This is a genomic window from Rhodococcus sp. UNC363MFTsu5.1 (assembly GCF_000686785.1).
GTDB lineage: Bacteria > Actinomycetota > Actinomycetes > Mycobacteriales > Mycobacteriaceae > Rhodococcus_G > Rhodococcus_G maanshanensis.
Map to the genome: position 1 here is coordinate 16,132 of NZ_JMLO01000042.1, position 18,460 is coordinate 34,591.

Consider the following 18,460-nt stretch of genomic DNA (forward strand, 5'->3'; position numbering starts at 1 on the left):
TCTTCCTGCTGATGATTGCCCAGCCCAGCTCGGCGGCTTTGAAGAGGCTTGTCAGCGCCTGGCGATACGCCTCATTGAGGTTTTCTCCCCTCGAAACCTTTGGTAGCTGCCGAGCGCACTCCAGCAGCATCAACGTCGACGGGGCCGGGTTCGCGCCTCGGCGTGTGCGTCACCGCCACGCGCTTGGCCCCGCAACCAGGCGAGGCCAGGAACACACGCGGTCAGGACTACGCGGGGATCAACTTAGGCAGCTGCCAGGTACCGTCCAGCACTGCGGTGCGAGGCCGGTATAGCCGGACGATGAAGTTCCACCCTGCCGGTGTGGGAATAGCGTTCGGGGTCCCTACGGGAAAGTCACCGAATCGCACCGTCACCGATCCGTCGGCATTCGGCGCGGCCGTGATGTTGTTGACGCTGTACGCGTTCCGCGGGTTCTTCTCGAAAAAGCCCTGCGCGTTGTAGACCGAGACCGACCAGAACCCATCCACAGGAACGTCGCGCAGCGTGATCTCCTGGTTACCATCCGTCGGTGCCGGGACGACGCCGATGTAGGAGGCCTCGTCGCTCGGTAGCCCACCCCAGCCGGCGGCGGTGCCGAGGAGGTGACGGACCTGGTCGACTTGATCCGGGCGGCCGAATGTCGAGTCGAATCCGCTGAGCCCGGCAGCCAGTGTCAGCAGCGCTGCGCGAGTGGCGTCCAAGCTGCTGGTGTCGTAGCCGGGGTATTCGAACGGCTGTCCGGACCCGGCAGTGATCACGAGTCGGTCCTGCACGGCTGTGACCGCCGCGATGTCGGCGGGCAGGTCGGGGTCGACGAGTATTCGCACCGCGACGCCGACGTAACGGGTACCGAAGTCGCCGGCCCGCAGCTCGTACGTCCCGGCATCGTGGAAGATCGCTCCCACGTAGTGGTCCTGATTGACGACCATCACGGACAGGTACCGGTCGCCGTGGTCGGGGATCATCAAGCTCGCGCCCTGCGCGAGATCGACGACCGCGAAGCTGTACAGCGTGTCTCGGTTCATCCGGATGACGGTCTGATGGTCGATGGAGGCGGGTTCGCGGCTGTGCGAGAACGTGTTGATGGCACCGGCATCACGCTGCAAGTCTGCGAACATGCGGTCCGTCTCGGCTCGGACAAAGTTGTCGACGTTGACGGGAATGCTCACGATGGATCCTTCGTGTCGATTCGGCTGGTGCCGGCATGCACACCCGGATGGGCGTGGCCACCCCGGCCAGGCTCCCAGACCGCCGCCGATCAATCGAGAGAAGCGACGGGAAATCATCAATGGTTGATGACCTGCCCGACCGGGTCATGGTCGGTGGCGGACCGCCTCGCGTCGACTGGTGACGCCGAGCTTGCGATAGATCGACCGCTGATGGGTACGGACGGTGTTCACCGAGACGAACAATTCGGCGGCGATCTCAGCCGCGGTCATCCGGGTGTGGAGGTAGCCGAGCACGTCCCGTTCGCGGGCGGTGAGGGCGGTACTCGCCGGAACCGGGTGCCTCGACGACTCGGGGGCTGACGCGGCGAGGCGGCGGGCGAGGAAGTGCTCGTGCCGGGTGCCCCACGCAGCGTGCTCCGCGAGAAATGCCCGCATCGGCTCGTCCGGCCGGGCAAACGGTCGGGCGATGCCTTCGGGTTGCGCGGTGTCCAGTGCACGTTCGAGTTCGAGGTGCGCCCGGTTGCGATCACCGCCCGCCCACTGCAGGGCCGCTGACAGCACCAACGCGTCCACTTGAACGAACGGTGCCGCGCCAACGCCGAGGGTGCGCAACGCGCGAGCGGCGTCCAACGGGCGGTCCAGTCGTCGGTACAGGTCCGCGACGTGCACAGCGGTGACCGGCACGTTCGGGGTATCGGCGACACCGTCGATCAGCGCCAGCACCCGATCGGTGTCACCGACGACCGCAGCAAGTTCCGCGGCCGCAACCTTCCGGTATACGAGCCAGGGCACCCCGTGTTCCTCGGCGCCGATCACCTGTGAGAGGTGGAACTCCGCTTCGGCGACCGCTGTCGTGTCGCGCGCGGCCGCCACGCTCAACGCCAGGTAGAGACGTGCGAGGCGCGCATAGTAGGTTTCGTGTTCGCCCGGTCGGGCGAGGGCGCGGAAACATTCCAGAGCAGAAGGAATTTCGTCCTGCCAGTAATCGACGAATCCCTGCGCGAACCGCTCGATTCCACCGTCACCGCGCCATTCCGGATCGTCCTCCACGGCATCGGCACGGGCGACGGCTCTGCGCGCCGCGGTGAACCTTCCGCTGAACGCCAACGCGAACGCGACGTTTCCCGCGGCTCGCCGGGCGAGGACCGCATGGCCTACGGCAGTCGCCTCGTTCCACGCGGTGCTCAGGAAGTCAACTGCCAGTCGGGGGTCGCGACGCAGCCGAAGCTCGACCCACCCGAGGAGGAAGAGTACGTGCGAGCGCATCCGATAGGGCACAGCGTCGGAGGAAAGCGCGCCGCGGACCTCGTCGGCCGACCGGGACAACATCGAATGATCGTGTGCGAGAAAGAGTTCAGAGATTGATCTGGTCAGTGCCGCAGAGGGCGACTCCGGCCGGGCCAGTCCCGCACGAGTGCGCAGCATCGCGGCGCCGGCGGCGTCGCCGCACACGTCGAGGCAGCAGGCTCGAATCAGCAGAAACTCCGGCAGGTCGGCCAACTCGTCCGGCAATGCCAGGCATCGGGCCGCTAAAGCGCCCGCATCGGCGTCGATCACCAGCTGTAACCAACTGCCGCGGATGATCTCCGCCGCTAGTTCGGCAGCACCGGCCTGCATCGCATGCACGGTCGCCTCGATCGGGAACCGCGCCGCGAGCCAGACGGCCGCCGCGAGGTCGGCGCGCTCCGCGCGAGCCGCGTCCTCACGGCGGACCGCGATCCGGCAGTGCCGGGCGAACACCTCGTGCCATCGGTACACCGTCACGTCACCGTGAACATGACGGTCGATGAACAGCCCCCGCCGCACACATTCCTCCAGCAGCGCAGCACTGTGCGGGTTGCCGCTCAGCGCCTCGGCGAGGTCCGCATCAAGGCGGCTGCATGTCGTCGCGTCGAGGACGAAGTCGGAGAGCTCCGGTCGCAGTTGGCGCACGACCGTGTCGACGATATACCCGGTGAGAGGGTCATCCTGCGCGCCGGCCATCGACGTGGAGATAGCGGTTCCCTCCGTTTCCGCAGCAAGCAACGCGAGACGCACCGCGACCGGCCAGCCGCGTGTCGCGATGTGCACGGAGCGGGCAAGGTCCGAGATCGCTTTCCCTTCACTGGCGCTCGTGTATGCCTCGTCGATCTCGTCCGCCGTCATTGCCAGTTCGCCGGACCGCACGGCCGATGCGGCCCCGGTGACGATCTGCCGGTTGAACCAGGAATCGATGTCTCCGGTACCGGAAAGGACGAACCGCAATCGAGAGCGGGATCGCTCGATCAGGGAGGTGACTGTCGCAGTGATGGCGGCGCGGTCGGCGAACTGTGCATCGTCGACCACCACCACGACAGGCTCCGGCCACGATTCGGCAGCGCTCGCCAGCATATCGACCCACACATTGCCGCCAACAGCCGTCGTAGACCAGAGAGGGTCGATGTGAGGCAAGTACGGCGTGTCGAGGGCGATACTCAAGGCGCTGAGCAAGCCGATGTGGAACTGCTGTGCTGGATCGCCCTCGGAACGAGTGAGCACCAGCCAGATCGTCTGCCCAGGTCTGCCATCCGCCCACGCCGCCAGCGCGGTGGTTTTCCCGTAACCCGGTGGTGCGACGACCAGGGTCAACGGCGCCAGGCCAACAGCGCCCTCGAACCGTTCATGCAACCGAGGCCGCGGGGTGACGTGCGCCTTCGGTTGAGGAGGAGAAGCAAGGAACCAGGGCGTGGCACTCCACCGCGTTTGCGTCAGTCCTCCCACGCGCCGAAGTCTAATGAGCCCACCCCGAAGGCAAACCGGCAGCTACCCAGGGAGTTCGACGCCGTTGATCCCACCACGAGTGGACGAGCTTTCGCCACAGCCATTCCAAGGGGCTCCGCTGTCGCCAGAGGGAGAGTTGGCTGTTCAGTGCAAGCAGTACAACCCCACGTTGCCGGTGGCGGCGACGACGATCGTTCGATTACTCAATCGCGCCGGCAGCATCTGACCCTAGCTTATGTGCGGAGGCGCCAGACATGCCGGCGATACCGACAGACGCATCCGGCCGTGGCGCATCCAGGTCTCGAGAAGGTCGTATTTCCGGGGCCGACATCCCACCGTTCGACCAGTCTGACGCACGTCGTGTGAGTGCCGTCACACGAAGATGGCTCGGACGGGTGAAATAGGGGACGAAAGTCGTAAACCAAGGTAACGAGTGATTCCGCCGGGCCGCTAGTCAGTTCATGCAAGGGACCGCCTGGATACTCGCTGCGTGGTTTGCCGCTACGGTCGTGCTCGCGCCGATTCTCGGCCGCGTGATCACCCACCGGGAGCGTCGCGAAGCCCTGTCGCCCACCAAGTACATCGATAGCTAACCGCCGTCTGAACCAAGGAGGTACGACGTATGCGTTTGCTGTTCAGCCGCTTTCGCAATGCGTGCTCGGCGCGATCGCATTGGTCGTCGTGCCTTTCTCTTTACCCGGAGGCGTCAGGTGCGTGATGATCGGTTCCTGCCCTGGGACTGATCATGCATGTTGCACACTGCGCACAAGCCCTGATCGTCGAGGTTTGGTGTGACGGCACCGGCCGAACCCCCGAATCACCGTTGGAACCCACCCTGGAGGAGCCAGCCATGACCGCTCACCCGATCGACCGTCGTGTATTCCTGAAGAGCGCCCCGAACTTCCGAGACCTCGGCGGAATTCCCGTTGCGGGCGGGGCGGTTCGCGCGGGCGCACTCTACCGGTCGGCGACGCTCGCGAAGCTCGACGACAACGACCTCACCATCTTCACTGGCCTCGGTATCACCACCGTCTACGACCTCCGGACTGCGGCTGAGCGAGACGGCGCCCTCGATCACCTCCCCGACGCGACGCGCACGGTCTGGCTCGACGTGCTCGCCGACAACGCCCAGAACGCCGCGGCCACCGGACTGCTCATGACGGACCCGGTCGCCTACGCCGAGACGATCAGCGACGGACGCGGGATCGCGCAGATGGAGGAGGCGAACCGCAACTTCGTCAGCCTGTCCTCGGCACTCGTCGCCTACCGCGCGTTCTATCTCGACCTCATCGACGAGAAGCGCACCGGGGCTGCCCTCTTCCACTGCACCACCGGCAAGGATCGCACCGGATGGGCCGCTACTTCGCTCCTGCTCCTTCTCGGTGCCGACGAGGCCGACGTGCGCGCCGACTACCTCGAAACGAACACCGATCTCGCACCCATGACCGACCCGATTCTCGCCTTCTCCGCGAGCAAGGGTGTCGACCCGGAGCTGATCAGGCCTCTGCTCGGAGTCCGTGAGAGCTACATCGATGCCGCCCTCGACGAGATGTGCACGCACTTCGGCACTATCGAGGACTACGCACGGAACGGGCTCGGCCTCAATGCCGAGCAGCTCGCCGCGCTGCGCGAGCGGTTCACACAACCTTCGTGAACCGGCCAGTCGGAGCGGATCGCGCGCGATGGATCGACGGGACCTTGTTCTCCACCTGCATTCGGCCCGGCCTGCTCGAGGACATACCGATCAACCGTGACGTGAACGCGCGGTCCGCGAGAAGTCCGACAACCGCGAGAATGCCGAGGAACAGCGCCGACTGCGGCAGGCATGGGCGTTCGTCCCGCACGGACCCGGCAGCCGCGACGGCACCGGAGTTCCAGGTTGTGACGGTCATGTGCGCGATTAGGTGTCCGAACAGGCCAATTCAATCCCGCCGTTGGTTGCCGAACGGTTCCAGGAGGTATGAACAGCGAGGCCGGCTATCAGGCGAGGAAGCCGCGGCTTCGATTGCGTGGTCGAACGTACCTATAGGACCTCGGTGCGCGGTTGCCTCCCGGACGTCTGATGGCGACGCGCGTGGATGAACCACGCGATCGCGCCCACCAGCGGAGCGACCCATACAGCGGCCACCCAAAGCACGCGCTCGAAGATCCTGGTGCTCCACGAAAGGATGGCGACGGAAGCGGACACTGCAAGCGCCAGCCATAGGACTGTGAAGGCGCCGGCGAGCGCGAGTTCGACCAGGAGCTTGCCGAATCCAGGCATGCAGTCCATGTCGGTACGCGCGCACTCGCTGAGCCCGGCCTCCGCAACCAAGTCCGCAACCATGAGTGCCGAGCCTACTGACATGCGGTGCGGCCCGGCCGGTAGCGGCGGCCGCGCGCGGGGATGGAATGCAACGGCAGGCAGGCGGAGGGGGCCGGAGATGGTTTGGCGGCGTGGATGAATTGGGTCGCCGGCGGTTGGCGGTATGGATGGATGGGGGAGCCCCGGAGAGAAGAGAGGGGCGGGGCGCCCCGGTTGCCACGCAACGAAACCGGGGGCAGTCTCGGTCTCATCGCAGGTCCTCGGTGCTTCGGTGACAGAGTCTTAGTCGCCGATGTACCAACCCGGTGGTTGAACGTGCCACATTCGCGGATCGCGGCCCTTCTCGGCCCTATGGAGCGACTGCGACCGCACAATCCGTCACCTGAATTGACGATCTGAGACGTCCGAACCGGCGATCTGATCCTGAAAACCCTGAGCCAGCTGATTTCCGCGTGATGGGATCGTTCGCGGTGTCCATGGGTGAACCAAACCGGGCATTTCGGGTGAACACCCTATGGATGATGGATGGTGGATGGAGGGGTGTTCACCTATGTCCGTTCGGTCTGGGCTGCATGCGGTTTGGATAGGTTGACCGGTTGGTAATCCCACTTAGCGGGGGCTCCAGATCACACAAATCTGGATCAGTTCCAGATATTGATGTGCGCTGCTGAGCGCGCGGAGACCGAGCGGGGATGGGTGCCGGTGTTGGAAGTACCTTCTCGAGCGCTGCGTGAGCCTGGTCTTCGAGGTTTCGACGCCTTCAGTGCGGCATGTGCGACTAGCCGCGGCCGTGACGGACCTCTCCACGCGATTGACCCGGCCTTGCGCGCGGTTCAGTTACTTTGAGAACGGAATGGCCGTGTAGAACCGGCCGCTACAAGAAATCTCAGGGGTGGGAACGTTGGCTTTGTCGTCATTGTGGAAGAAGTCTGTCGTCATTTCGGTCGCTGCTGGTGTGGTGATGTTGGGTGGTTCGGGGTTCGCGTCGGCGGTGCCAACCGCTTTGGAGTCGAAAGCGGATTCCAAGACGACCGACGACGGTTGGGTCATCGGTGTGAAGGCGTCGGAGCTGTCGGCGAATTCGGTTCCGAATCTTGCCTTTACGCAGTTCACGCGGGAGGGGTTCTTTTCCTCGAGGACGACCGGGACGATCACGGGCCGCGGCACAAGCGCGGTCCGAACCGGATACATCGAGCAAGGGTTGCAGGTCGGGTGCCAGGTCGATGTGTCCTCCGGTGTCACGGTCGGGTTGGCCGCCTCGCTCGGGCCGAGCGTGGGGGTGTCGGTGACCGGGCCGAACGCCGGGGTGAATGCGAACGTCGGCCCGTCGGTATCAACGCAGATCAAGCCCGGCACCATCACGACGATTCCGTTGGGAAAGAAGACCCTCGAGGGTGCGAAGGCGTCGGTGAGCACGTCGAATCTGCACGTGAAGATCGACGGTTGCTTCGGCGGCGTCTCGATCCGCTCCTACTCGATGCTTGCGGTGTCGACCTCGGCGTCCGACGACAGTCTCTACGTGTATTCCGAGCCCACCTGGTTGTAAGGGTCCGCAGAAACTCGATCAGGGGGGAACAAGAATGACAAGCACCGAGAACCGCAGACAATCGCCGCCAGCTCGGCGGACCGACCAACATGACGGCACTTCGGCGACTTGGCCGCAACCACCCATTGGCGAATCGGATGGTGGCGTTGATGGTGTCGTGATCGCACGGGCAGTGATCGCGTTCGTGGCAGGCCTCGCGCTGTTGGTACTTGCCTTCGCGAATCTCGATACCGTCGTCGAGTGGGCCTCGAAGTATGGCCGGGTGTGGGTGTACCTGGGGTTCTTCCTGGTCATGTCGATCGCTGGCCGTCTGTTCTGGTGGGGAACTGACACGGTGATCGGAGCGGCGGTAACGGGCCGGCGGCAGGGCCCCAGGCAGTGACCCGGCTGCCGCGGATCGCGCGCGCAGTGGCGGGCGCCGCCGCAGTCGGCGCCCTGGCAACCGGTGGTACGGGAGTCATTGCAGCACTTGGTACCCCAACCGCATCGGCGACTCCTGAAGAGGACTGCCAGGCGGTCCGCGACCGCGACCACCAGATCTGGCTGGACCTGGTCAACTCTCTTCCCCCGGGTGCCCCGACTCCCCCGGAGCCGATCAATCCCTGCATCGCAGCGGAAACGACCTCTGCCGCGCCGACGACTCCGGCCTTGCCCGGTCTGGAGGCCGGTGCGAGCGGATCGGGTCCGCAGGTCGGTGCGAACGCGCCAACCAACATGCCGAGTTACAGCGGAACCGACATCGTCCCGGTCCCCGGACTGCCCGCGCCTTCATCTGCGGAGACGGAACCGACCCGGGATAACGAGCGGACGACCCCGCCGACTCCCACCACCGCGCTACCGAATCCAGCGCTTCCGACCGGGCAGGTGGAGGCCACGCGGGGTGCGCCGAACGGTGAGCAGCTCACCCGTGCGGAATCCAACGGCCCTGCCGCAGTGGTCCCCTCGATCCCGTCCGGCGGCTACACCGAGAGCGGCTCGGAGGATCCTGAAGCCCTGTTGCTTCTGATCGCCGGCCTCGGCGGTGCCCTCGCCGGTGCCACCCGCTTCGGTCGGGGTTCACTCGCCTGTGGCCGCTGGCCATGGTCGGGCGGATCGGGACGGCTGACCGTGGCGAAACCAGACGGCGGCGAGCAGACGTTTGTCCTCATGCTCGATCAGGATTCGCCGCGCACGTACAGATTTCGTCAGGACATGCCCGCCGGTGGCTCCATGCGCACCAACAACGACGGCTCCGTCTACATTCTCGACGCCGACGGCCGAATCGTTGGAGGTGTCAAGGCGCCCTGGTCCTTTGACGCGCTCGGGCGCCCGGTCCGAACCTGGTACGACGTGGAGGGCGAGACACTCGTCCAGCACATCGACCCGGAACCCGGCACCGTGTACCCGATTCTCGCCGACCCGGAGTACACGCCCGAGCAACGCGCAAAGGATCAGGCTACCGCCGGATTCGTCGGCCCTGGCACCCCTGCATTCGAAGGTGAGCGGCAGGCCGCACACCAGCGACTCGCAGACAATCCTGAAGGTGTTCCGGTGACGCCCGACAACCTTGCTGGGGCGCTCGGGGTGTCCGGAGCAGAGTCGGATGTCCCTGTGCCTCCGACCGCGCTCCAGGGGCCCGACGACATTCCCCCGGATACGGCTCTCGGCGCGATACAGGAGCAGCAGGAGAGTGCGGGCGTTGCGGTGACTCCGGAGACATGGGGTGCCGCGGTGACCGGTGACGAGTACACGACGCCACCTCCGGGCGAGTCCGGTGACCCGACGCTCGACGGGCTCGCGGACCAACAACCTGATGGCGTAGCGGGCCCCATGAACTCGCTGCAAATCGACTACGACGAAGAAGGAAACCCTTGGCGCGTATACGATCCTGAATCTGGTTGGCTGGCCTTCTACACCACGGAAAATAGCGAACTGGTTCTGACATCCGCGCGGCGTCTGGACCAAGGCCGAGTTCAGCAGCAAACGATTACCGACGCGCTTGACTCGAGACCCGGCCAAATCCTCCAAATGCTTCCCGCGTTCAGGGGGCTCAGAGCTCTCGGCGGTGCGGGTAAAGCCGTCGAGGAGCTCGGGTCCGGACAAGCTGGTCGGAGCCCTGCGCCTGTCGGTGCTACGTCGCCTGACAAGTCCCCCGGGCGTCTTCCAGACGGTGTTGCTCCCGATTGGCAGGCGCGCCCCTCCGATAACGGAAAAGGGCAGGTTTGGCAGCCATCAGGTTCGGAGGGGAACGCGAACCAGATTCGAATCATGGATGGAACTCCCCGCTATCCCAACGGCTATGTTCGCTTCTACAACGAGCACGGCCAGCCCGTTAACCTCAATGGCAAGCCTGGTTCGAGGGCAGAGACACACATTCCGAGAAACTCGGACGGGTCATATCCCCTCCCGGAAGGATGGTAGCGATGGATCTCCGCATGACGGGCGATGTTGTTTCGAGGCTGTGTTTCGACTTTGCTGTCACAGTGGTCACCGACCGCGGGTTCGAGTTGTCGATAGGATCGGATTTTATATTCAATCCGTCGGTCGGCGAACCGGTCGAGGTATCTCCCGAAGGCTTGACCAACAGGGAAGTGCTGCTGCAGCTGTTTCAGGAGCCGATCGTTACTGCGCTCGCAAGCGAAGATGGTTCCCTGGTGCTGAATTTTGCCGGGGGACAGAGTCTTGCGGTTCAACCGGATACGGACTATGAGGCGTGGACACTGAGCGGCACCAACGGGTTCCGGGTTGTTGCTACGCCTGGGGGTGGCCTAGCGACCTGGGGGTCAGGTGAGGCGAACGCTTGACCGCTCGCCTGGCGCGCTGGCGCCAGGTGGTCGTTGGTGATCTAGGAATGATCGGATCGTTAGCCGCACATGGTGACCCCAACCGTATGGAGCCTGTTAAGCGTCAGTGCATGGCACTGTCGCAGAACTGATGGCGTCTCCTGAGTGGCGTGATCCGGCGAGACGAACTCGCGGCCCGACTATTACAGAACCTGCTCAGCCCGAAGGCGAAGGCCGACCCCGCGCTGTCCATCGCTGTGGTGGGAACGCGGGTACACCACGATCTACGACCTGCACCCGCACCAGCGCGGGATGCATCCCGGCCCCGAGGGCACGCACACCCTCTGGATCGACGGCGTCCTGTACGCGGACAGCCTCCCGGAAGGTCTGTGCGACCTCGACCCGATCGACACCGATATGTCCGACGACGAACGGGAGCGCCTCGAGCGACGTCATCAGGCGCGTCAGGCGTACGCCTTCGTCCCGCACGACGCCCGCCATCCCGACGGGTCTCGGCGCTATCGCGGGCCCGCCGCCCAGCCCGCCCGTGTGCGGTGTCCAAACAACCCAATTTCGATGCGCGCGACACAGAGCCTGCCCACGACCTCATGCACGCGCGGTGAGGAATGTGGGTGCGGCCGCACGATCACCCTGCACGACACGGACTACCCCCACATGCGGATGCCGTTCCAACACGGGACCTTCGCCTGGGAGGCGTCATATCACCGCAGGGTCGGCATCGAGAGCGTGTTCGCAGACTTGAAGCAAAACAGGCTGCACGTGCACCGCGGGTACTTCCGCGGCTTCGGGATCAGCCGCTACACACTGCTCGCCGGATTCGCCCTCGCCGCACTCAATCTACTGATCCTGTACGACTGGTACTCCAAGCGCGAGCTCCTCGACCCATGGGGCCGGTACCTCGGCGAGCCGGAACCGGAACGCACACCACAGCGACGACTACGTCGCATGGCCTCCGGACGTCACGAGAAGTCCTCAGTCGCCGCCGAATCCGGCAGATAGCGACCCCGCCCCGACAGCGAAATCCACGGATTCCGCGGTCCAACCTCGACCACACTGCGGAAACGACCATTGGTAGCCGCCCCGAGAGCGCGATTCGGCCCAGTCTGTGTGGGAATCGCACGGCAACGAGGCCGAGAATCCGCCGAATCCGACCGTTGGGCGGAGTCGTGACGGAAATCGGGGCCCAATTTCGGCCCCGGGCCCAATAGGTGAACTCAACCGGGCTCAATGGGTGAACACCCTGTGGAAGTGGAGGGGTATTCACCAATGGCGGAGCGTGCTGGGCTGCATGCGGATTGAGTAGGTTGACCAGTCGGTGATCACACTTAACGGGGGTTCTGATCACACAAATCTGGAGTATTTCCAGATCTGCGCGACTGCCAGCCGCACGGTCGAGGTTCCGGTTTGAGTGATCGGTGCCGTGTCGACGAAATGCCTTGCGGGGAGATCCCTTATGGCCCGCCCTGCAGTGCGTATGGAAGATATTCACCTGGCTGTACAGCCAGGTAGAGGACGGTGGGGGTGCCTGGCCCGCTCACCGCATAAACGTCCCACCCGGGTGAGCCGACATGCGTTACGACGGCAAACGGGCGAACCTCTCTTTCATGGATCGCAACACCAGGGAGCTGCGACACAGTTCGACTGGTGTCTCCTCTGACGTATTGCCGACCGTTCAACTCAATTTCACGCGGGTATGTGGGGCCGCCGCGATCGAGGAGTACTTCTCGCGGCATCCGGACGAGTTCTACGGCAAGCAGACTGTGGAGCTGGTCGACTGAGATCCAGCCGTGCGCCGCAGGACTTTAACTGCCGCCGTGCTCACGGCCGTCGGCCTCGAGGTCTCGCGGGGGTGCTCGCTGGCGAGCACCCCCGCCTTCGCCGGACTGCCGGGGTGCAACTCCAGAAGGTGGCCCAGCAGATCGTGGAGCCATCAACCGTGACCCCGCAGGAGGAACCAATGACCGACACCGCAGCGACTCCCGAAGCCCGGACCATCGCCCGTGCCGCCGAACGGCTGACCCAGGCAAATGCTGGGGAGCCCTCCGCTGACACTGCGATCACCGCTGCTGCGCTCGCCGCGGTCGCCGCCGCGACTCCGGCAACCCTCGACGACGCGATCACGGAGGTACTGAACTTGGTGCTCGACGGCGAGGTGGCCGGCGCCCATGGGCACGAACCGGTGCGGGAGGTGCTGTGGCTGCGCAACCGGTTGAAGGCGGACCGGGCCGGGTGGCTCGGTCGCCGCTCCGTTCTCACGGTGCCGGTGCTGGTGCTCGACGAGGACCTGCAGCTGGTGGGGGAGCGGCTGGTGTCGTTGCCGTGCTGACGGCGATGCGCCAGTGCAGCCAGCGGGGACGTGTGGTGTGTGCGCCACACCAGGCGCTAGAATCGCTCATATGTTCGATAGTTGGCGGGCGGAGTTCGACCCGCCACCGCACCGCGTCGTGGATCCGCCGATGCCCGTCGTGGTGAACATCTTGTAGACCGGGTTTAGGTCTGTCCGGTGTTCGAACGATTCCCGGCATCACCGCCGTAATCGCGGCACTGGCGATGTGTGCATCGTGGTGTGTGACGGATGCCGTCGAGAGCGATCACCCGTCGACGATAGAGGTGGGGGATCCCACCTGGAAGGATTAGGTTGTGGCTGCCCGTAAAAGAGACCGTATTGCCAATATGGTTAAAGAGGAATTGACCGATGCAATGGCGCGCGCGGGATACATGCCGTATGAACCCCTAGTGGAGAGTAATGAGGATGCCTTTTGGTTCAAGGGTGATGGTGTTGGCATTCCGCATACCATCGCTGCTGTGGAAGCACTTATTGGGTATTCGAGGGACGGTGCCACGAGATGCACGGGAACAGCATTTCTGATATCGCCGATGGTAGGTGACATACTACGATCAATGTCCTCGGACGCACTGCTCAGAGGCCGTGGGCCGGACAGTCCCTCCCTCGAACGCGTTGACTTGCGGTTTTTCAACGAACTGCCGGGTGTGGAGTCGGTGGGTAAGGCGCCATGGGTGATCACCGAAGCGGACGTGCCGACTGCCGTGCAGTGGTTTGAACGTCGCGTATCCGGGGCGGTTGCGACATGGTTCGACGATCGCAACTCACTTGAGAAGCTGATGCGGGTGGCCGAGGAGCCGATCCGAGGAGTCTCGCCCGACCGGATTTACCCCGGCGTTCTGCGAGCGACAATTGTCCTGTGTATCGTCAATGGCCATTTCGCGGAGGCGGCGGGATTGATGGCGGCGCACCTCGAACGCGATCACCCGCAGCCGAATGTGGATTCGTTCGAGCGTGTTGCCGCGTTCGATAAAGCTCTGGCAGATAGGTTTCCAGAGTATCGGAGTGCCCGAGGCCGCTGACCTTGCCATATCCCGGACGGTGGGATGTCCGTTCAGGGCGCCGTAGTAGGCCGGACCGAGACAGCCACTTCGTCCAATCCTCGGACAGAAGATCAGTCGCCGGCGCTGACGGCCGTCGTGACAGTTCTCGCGGGGTCACACACACCCGCCAGCCGGACTCGCGCATGGTCGCGCACACTACGTGGACAGATGTCCGCCAGTGCACAAAACGTTGCCGCAGCCATCGGCCCGTCTGGGGGACAACCGGCGAACACCATCCCGCTGCGGGTCCGCGCCGAGGGCCTCGTCTGCGACGTGCAGGTGCCGGGATATGTGAGCGCATGGGCCAGGACCTCGACAGGGGCATGGTTGGCCCGGGCCCAGTTCTCAATCCCGACAGGCAACGGTCGCGGCTACCTTGAGGTCGACCAATGGTGTCCCGCCGCAGCTGTCCGCCCCTGTCAGTGAACCCAGCGGGGGCAGGCAGATATGGGAGATTGGATGTTATGCCCGGACCGAGCCCCACTCCGCCTGCTACTCCCGTGGTCAGAGTGGGGTCAGTGGTCACGGGTGCAGCGCTGTCGCTACTGCTCGTCGGCTGCCTCGATATGAGCGACCGCAACACCATCACGCCTGGGTTCGAAGACCTACCGCGATGTGATGTGCAGGGCGAAGTTCCAATCGATCAGCTCGATCAGCCCATGCTCCACGACTGCAACGCCGAGGGCGTCACGATTCGCCTCCCCGAAGGGTGGGACGTTGTTCAGGTTCCAGGCGTGGGCGACACCTGGGGTGCGACGTCGTCGGCGATGCCCGGAGAGTTCGGCATGGTGAACTGGGGGATCGAAGGCGTGGGAATGTCGTTCCGTGACAACGGTGAACGCACAATCTGGGGCACTACTGAGGCTGCCCGAGAGCGGCAGAGTGCGGTGACGCCCGCCCGGTAGCCGCTGGCCAGCCGTGCTCCTATTGCCGCACCTTGCCCGGCTGGCTGGCGGCGGCGCGCTGATCACGAACGCCTGGCCTGTCCCAAGCCGGAACCACAGCAGATCCTGACGTGCACTGCGCGCGGCGGGCGGCGGCGGTTGGCCGGCACGGCGGCGGCGCGGCCGGCGGGCATGGAGGGGTGTTCACCTATGGCGGAGCGTGCTGGGCTGCATGCGGATTGGATAGGTTGACCAGTCGGTAATCACACTTAGTGGGGGCTCCAGATCACACCAATCTGGAGAAGTTCTGGATTGCAGACAACCAACCAGGGGACGTATCGGTTGTGCCCGGATTGCTGTCGCGGTCCCTCTCGTCGACGCAGCGACACCGGTATTTCGGACGGCGCCAAGGCCGCGGCTCCTGGTTTGACCGTGCTAGCGTCGCCCGTATCGCGACTGGCGTTTGAGTGGGACACCACAAGGAAGCGAATTTCGGAGCGTCGTACGCCTGGGTGCTCCTCAGTTGACTACTGAGGAGCACCGCCATGGATCTGCGGTATGGGATGAATCCGCATCAGCGCGCCCGCATCACACCGCCCGAGGCGCCACCGGTTCGGGTCATTCACGGGTCCCCGTCGTTGATCAACTATCTCGATGCACTGAACGGGTGGCAGTTGGTCCGAGAGGCCGCCGCGGTCACGGGTGTCCCGGCGGCGGCCTCGTTCAAACACGTCTCGCCGGCCGGCGCTGCCCTGGCGGGTGATGTGGACGAGGCCATGCGTCGCGCATGGGATCTTGGCGACGGTGACGTTGGTGCAGTTACTGCTGCCTATGTACGTGCGCGGGACATCGACCCGAGATCATCGTTCGGGGATTTCGTGGCAGTTTCGGAGCCGGTGGACCGTGAGTTGGCGGACCTACTTTCGGGTGTCGTCTCTGACGGGATCATCGCACCGGGGTTCGCGCCGGGCACGGTGGAGATCCTGGCCCGGAAGAAGCGTGGCACGTTCCTTATTCTCGAGGTGGATGCGTCCTACGAGCCGCCGTCGTGGGAACACCGCGAGGTGTTCGGGATGGTGCTCGAGCAAGAACGCGACCAGACGCCGATCACGGCGGATCTGCTGCGCGTGGTGCACGGCGCCGCGCTGCGTCCGGGCACGATCCGCGACGCACTGTTGGGCATGGTCACTCTGCGCTACACGCAGTCGAATTCGGTGGCCTACGTGAAGGACGGCATGACCATTGGCGTCGGGGCCGGTCAGCAGTCCCGAGTGGATTGCACTCGGCTCGCCGGGACGAAGGCAGGCATCTGGTGGCTGCGTCGTTTGCCGGCCATCGAGGCTCTCGAATTCGTCGAGGGGATGTCCCGGCAAGACCGGCTGAACTGGCAAGTCCGCCTTGCCGAGGACGGTGTGACGGACTCCCAGTGGACAGCGCTCACCGCGCAGGTGGCCTCTCTCGCACAGGTCACGGAAGTGGAGGACGCTGACCGTGTCGGATGGCTCGCTCGACTCACGGAGGCCACCCTCGTCTCCGACGGATACATCCCATTCCGCGACAACATCGACCACGCGAGTCGATTCGGTGTGCGTTACGTCGTCGAACCTGGCGGGTCCACCCGAACGGGCGAGGTTGTGGAGGCCTGTCGAGAGTTGGGATTGACCCTCATTCACACCGGGACGCGGTTGTTCCACCATTGAGCGGAGAGGAGAGAGGGAAGAGAAACGAGAGTGAAGAGAATGGATGGAGGGGTGTTCACCAATATCGGAGCGTGTTGCGCCGCATGCGAACTGGATAGGTTGACCAGTCGGGTAACCACACTTAATGAGGGCTTCAGATACCAGGACATAGCAATCAATCCGTCTGGATCCGCCGCCGGCCGTACGCTGCGATCTGTGAGCGCTGACCACAACTACGAAATCGCGACCATCCAGCTCGGTCCTTACGACGATCTCGCGAAGCTGACGGCGGATCTGGCGAATCACGCCTCGACTGCGGCCGCTCTCGCCTGGCAAGCCGAGGGCCAGGTTGTCGTCTCCATCTCGCACTCCATCACGTGGATCGCCGGAAAGCTCTTCGGCACTGTGCTCCTTACAACCGACGAGCAAACTCCCAACTGACGAGTCGGAGACAGGGCCACTCTCCGCGTTCGCGAACCGACCGCCATCCGCTGATGAAACCAGTCACGGACCCGCAGTTAGGGAACCCGGCAGCGGGTCCAATTGGTGAACGCAACGGGCGTTGATGGGTGAACACCCGATGGATGGATGGAACTGGAAGGGTGTTCACCCATGGCGGAGCGTGGTGGGCTGCACGCGGATTGGATAGGCCTACCAGGCGGTAATTACACTTAAGGATGGCTCCAGATCACACAAATCTGGAAGAGTTCCAAGTCTTGTCAGTCCGGGGACGTGCAGCCCTGCCGGCCTCGGCTCGGCCCGCTGAGCTTATCGAGCCCGAGTCAATGTCGCGGGGCGTCACCCCGGAGTGCGAGCGGTGCGTATGTGGAAGCCCCAACGATCGCGGCTGCAAAGAGGATCGACAGCGGGGCGACCGCATCAGCCACCGTCGAACTACCACCCATCAGGAAGGGAAGACTAGCGACCGAGGTGACCGCGACGGCTGTGATCAGAGTGAAGAGCAGAATCCTCCCAACGGTGCTGTCGCGCAGAATTCCTCTCCGGATCACCGCGAGCGCGGCGTTCCCCGCAGCGATGGCGATCCCGCCGAGAAACAACCCGGCCGGCAACGACAGAAGGAGGCCGATCGGAATCGCCGTTGCGCGACCGTTGGAGAAACCTGACGTCACAACTGCCCCGAAAAGCATGGCGCACAACACCGGCCAGATGACTGCGTAAGTTGTCCAGCTGTGCCTCGGCAACGGGTAGCTCCTCTGCTTGCACACTCGTATCAGTGAAACTGAATCCGTGCCGGATCCGCGCCGAGAGATGAACCCCACCACGGTCGTACCTCGACTGTACGGTCGTGGGATCGGCTGCTTGGCTGGATCTGGAACCTGGACTAGTAGGGAGTAGTGGTGGAATCAAGAGCGCGAGTGATCGAGGCCGACCTCGAGGTGCAGCCTGGGTCTATGCTTCCGTTCCAGCAGGCAGATTCGCCGCTTCCGGGCCATTTTCCTGGCCGGATTGGTGACATGCTTACGTGGGATGAGAGCCAGTTTCTACTGGTGGTTACCACCGGGACGCCATTGGGTGCGGTCGGCTTTCGAGCTGAAGAACACTCCGCACAGCCGCCGATGCAGGCGGCCGGGTGGGAGCAGTGTCAAGAGGTTTCGACACGGTTCGAGTCCGGAGAAGTCCTATTTCGTGACCTCGACGCAAACGAGATGCTCCTCGCCGACAGTTTGATCTCGCGGCCCGGGTGTTACCGGATTCGGCTGTATGCAACAGGGCGGGATTCGGGTGTCGAATTGCAGGAGGCAGGCGACGATCTGGTCGAGCGATACCTGATGCAACTGTGGCCGGAGGGCCAGGAGAGATCAGCGATGCCACTGCACCAACTCGGCTGACAGGTGTGGGGTCGAGAACCCGTCGAATCCGACCGTTCGGGCGGAGTGAATCGCCCCGGCATGTCTGGAGACTTACGAGTTTGAGAACTCAGCGACGGACTGAGTTCGGTGATCACGG

General features: G+C 64.2%; 18 protein-coding genes and 1 riboswitch. Of the genes, 14 read left to right on the forward strand and 4 right to left on the reverse strand.

Annotation, left to right across the window (positions count from 1 at the left end; all coding sequences use genetic code 11):
* Positions 1 to 227 precede the first annotated feature (227 nt).
* Together BR31_RS0124085 and BR31_RS0124090 are read right to left on the reverse strand one after the other, a co-directional pair.
* On the reverse strand, positions 228 to 1,169 hold the full coding sequence (locus tag BR31_RS0124085) for a DUF1214 domain-containing protein (protein ID WP_027503226.1): 942 nt from the start codon (positions 1,167 to 1,169) through the stop codon (positions 228 to 230).
* A gap of 144 nt (positions 1,170 to 1,313) precedes the next feature.
* Positions 1,314 to 3,776 (reverse strand): LuxR C-terminal-related transcriptional regulator, encoded by a 2,463-nt coding sequence (locus tag BR31_RS0124090; RefSeq protein ID WP_156042596.1) that lies wholly within the window; start codon positions 3,774 to 3,776, stop codon positions 1,314 to 1,316.
* Positions 3,777 to 4,758: 982 nt separating this feature from the next.
* Here BR31_RS0124090 and BR31_RS0124100 point away from each other — a divergent pair.
* The gene (locus BR31_RS0124100; protein ID WP_037178089.1) at positions 4,759 to 5,562 is read left to right on the forward strand and encodes a tyrosine-protein phosphatase; all 804 of its coding nucleotides are present in this window, start codon (positions 4,759 to 4,761) and stop codon (positions 5,560 to 5,562) included.
* On the opposite strand, the gene BR31_RS0124105 is transcribed toward BR31_RS0124100, so the two are convergent.
* Both BR31_RS0124105 and BR31_RS30775 read right to left on the reverse strand, forming a co-directional pair.
* On the reverse strand, positions 5,546 to 5,800 hold the full coding sequence (locus tag BR31_RS0124105; protein WP_027503229.1) for a hypothetical protein: 255 nt from the start codon (positions 5,798 to 5,800) through the stop codon (positions 5,546 to 5,548). The two genes, BR31_RS0124100 and BR31_RS0124105, sit on opposite strands and share 17 nt — an antisense overlap.
* A 131-nt stretch (positions 5,801 to 5,931) precedes the next feature.
* A complete protein-coding gene (locus tag BR31_RS30775; RefSeq protein ID WP_051637703.1) occupies positions 5,932 to 6,234 on the reverse strand; it encodes a hypothetical protein in 303 nt (100 codons plus the stop codon).
* Between the two features lie 871 nt (positions 6,235 to 7,105).
* Here BR31_RS30775 and BR31_RS0124115 point away from each other — a divergent pair.
* From BR31_RS0124115 to BR31_RS30785, 13 genes are all read left to right on the forward strand, one after another.
* Positions 7,106 to 7,759 (forward strand): MspA family porin, encoded by a 654-nt coding sequence (locus BR31_RS0124115; protein WP_231496684.1) that lies wholly within the window; start codon positions 7,106 to 7,108, stop codon positions 7,757 to 7,759.
* A gap of 34 nt (positions 7,760 to 7,793) precedes the next feature.
* Positions 7,794 to 8,141 carry a hypothetical protein gene (locus BR31_RS29895; protein WP_231496685.1) on the forward strand — a complete coding sequence of 116 codons (348 nt, stop codon included), beginning with the start codon at positions 7,794 to 7,796 and terminating at the stop codon, positions 8,139 to 8,141.
* Positions 8,138 to 10,159, forward strand: a complete 2,022-nt coding sequence (locus tag BR31_RS31665) for a hypothetical protein (protein ID WP_156042597.1) — start codon at positions 8,138 to 8,140, stop codon at positions 10,157 to 10,159. The genes BR31_RS29895 and BR31_RS31665 overlap by 4 nt, the downstream gene beginning before the upstream one ends.
* Before the next feature lie 2 nt (positions 10,160 to 10,161).
* Complete coding sequence (locus BR31_RS30780) at positions 10,162 to 10,542, forward strand: DUF6188 family protein (protein WP_051637706.1); 381 nt, start codon at positions 10,162 to 10,164, stop codon at positions 10,540 to 10,542.
* Between the two features lie 291 nt (positions 10,543 to 10,833).
* The gene (locus BR31_RS0124130) at positions 10,834 to 11,541 is read left to right on the forward strand and encodes a hypothetical protein (RefSeq protein ID WP_027503231.1); all 708 of its coding nucleotides are present in this window, start codon (positions 10,834 to 10,836) and stop codon (positions 11,539 to 11,541) included.
* Positions 11,542 to 12,110: 569 nt separating this feature from the next.
* The gene (locus BR31_RS31670; protein ID WP_197023702.1) at positions 12,111 to 12,320 is read left to right on the forward strand and encodes a hypothetical protein; all 210 of its coding nucleotides are present in this window, start codon (positions 12,111 to 12,113) and stop codon (positions 12,318 to 12,320) included.
* A 179-nt stretch (positions 12,321 to 12,499) separates the two neighbouring features.
* On the forward strand, positions 12,500 to 12,868 hold the full coding sequence (locus BR31_RS0124140) for a hypothetical protein (RefSeq protein WP_156042599.1): 369 nt from the start codon (positions 12,500 to 12,502) through the stop codon (positions 12,866 to 12,868).
* Positions 12,869 to 13,182: 314 nt separating this feature from the next.
* Positions 13,183 to 13,908, forward strand: coding sequence for a hypothetical protein (locus BR31_RS31675; protein WP_156042600.1), 726 nt, complete (start codon positions 13,183 to 13,185; stop codon positions 13,906 to 13,908).
* A gap of 539 nt (positions 13,909 to 14,447) precedes the next feature.
* On the forward strand, positions 14,448 to 14,834 hold the full coding sequence (locus tag BR31_RS0124150) for a hypothetical protein (protein WP_156042601.1): 387 nt from the start codon (positions 14,448 to 14,450) through the stop codon (positions 14,832 to 14,834).
* A 421-nt stretch (positions 14,835 to 15,255) separates the two neighbouring features.
* A riboswitch (ZMP/ZTP riboswitch) is annotated at positions 15,256 to 15,334 on the forward strand.
* A gap of 24 nt (positions 15,335 to 15,358) precedes the next feature.
* Positions 15,359 to 16,513, forward strand: a complete 1,155-nt coding sequence (locus tag BR31_RS0124155) for a phosphoribosylaminoimidazolecarboxamide formyltransferase (RefSeq protein ID WP_027503235.1) — start codon at positions 15,359 to 15,361, stop codon at positions 16,511 to 16,513.
* Positions 16,514 to 16,708: 195 nt separating this feature from the next.
* Entirely contained in the window at positions 16,709 to 16,933 is a 225-nt protein-coding gene (locus BR31_RS0124160) for a hypothetical protein (protein ID WP_027503236.1), read from the forward strand.
* 384 nt (positions 16,934 to 17,317) lie between these two features.
* Positions 17,318 to 17,671, forward strand: a complete 354-nt coding sequence (locus tag BR31_RS31680; protein WP_156042602.1) for a hypothetical protein — start codon at positions 17,318 to 17,320, stop codon at positions 17,669 to 17,671.
* Positions 17,672 to 17,868: 197 nt separating this feature from the next.
* Positions 17,869 to 18,342, forward strand: a complete 474-nt coding sequence (locus BR31_RS30785) for a hypothetical protein (protein ID WP_051637707.1) — start codon at positions 17,869 to 17,871, stop codon at positions 18,340 to 18,342.
* Positions 18,343 to 18,460 lie beyond the last annotated feature (118 nt).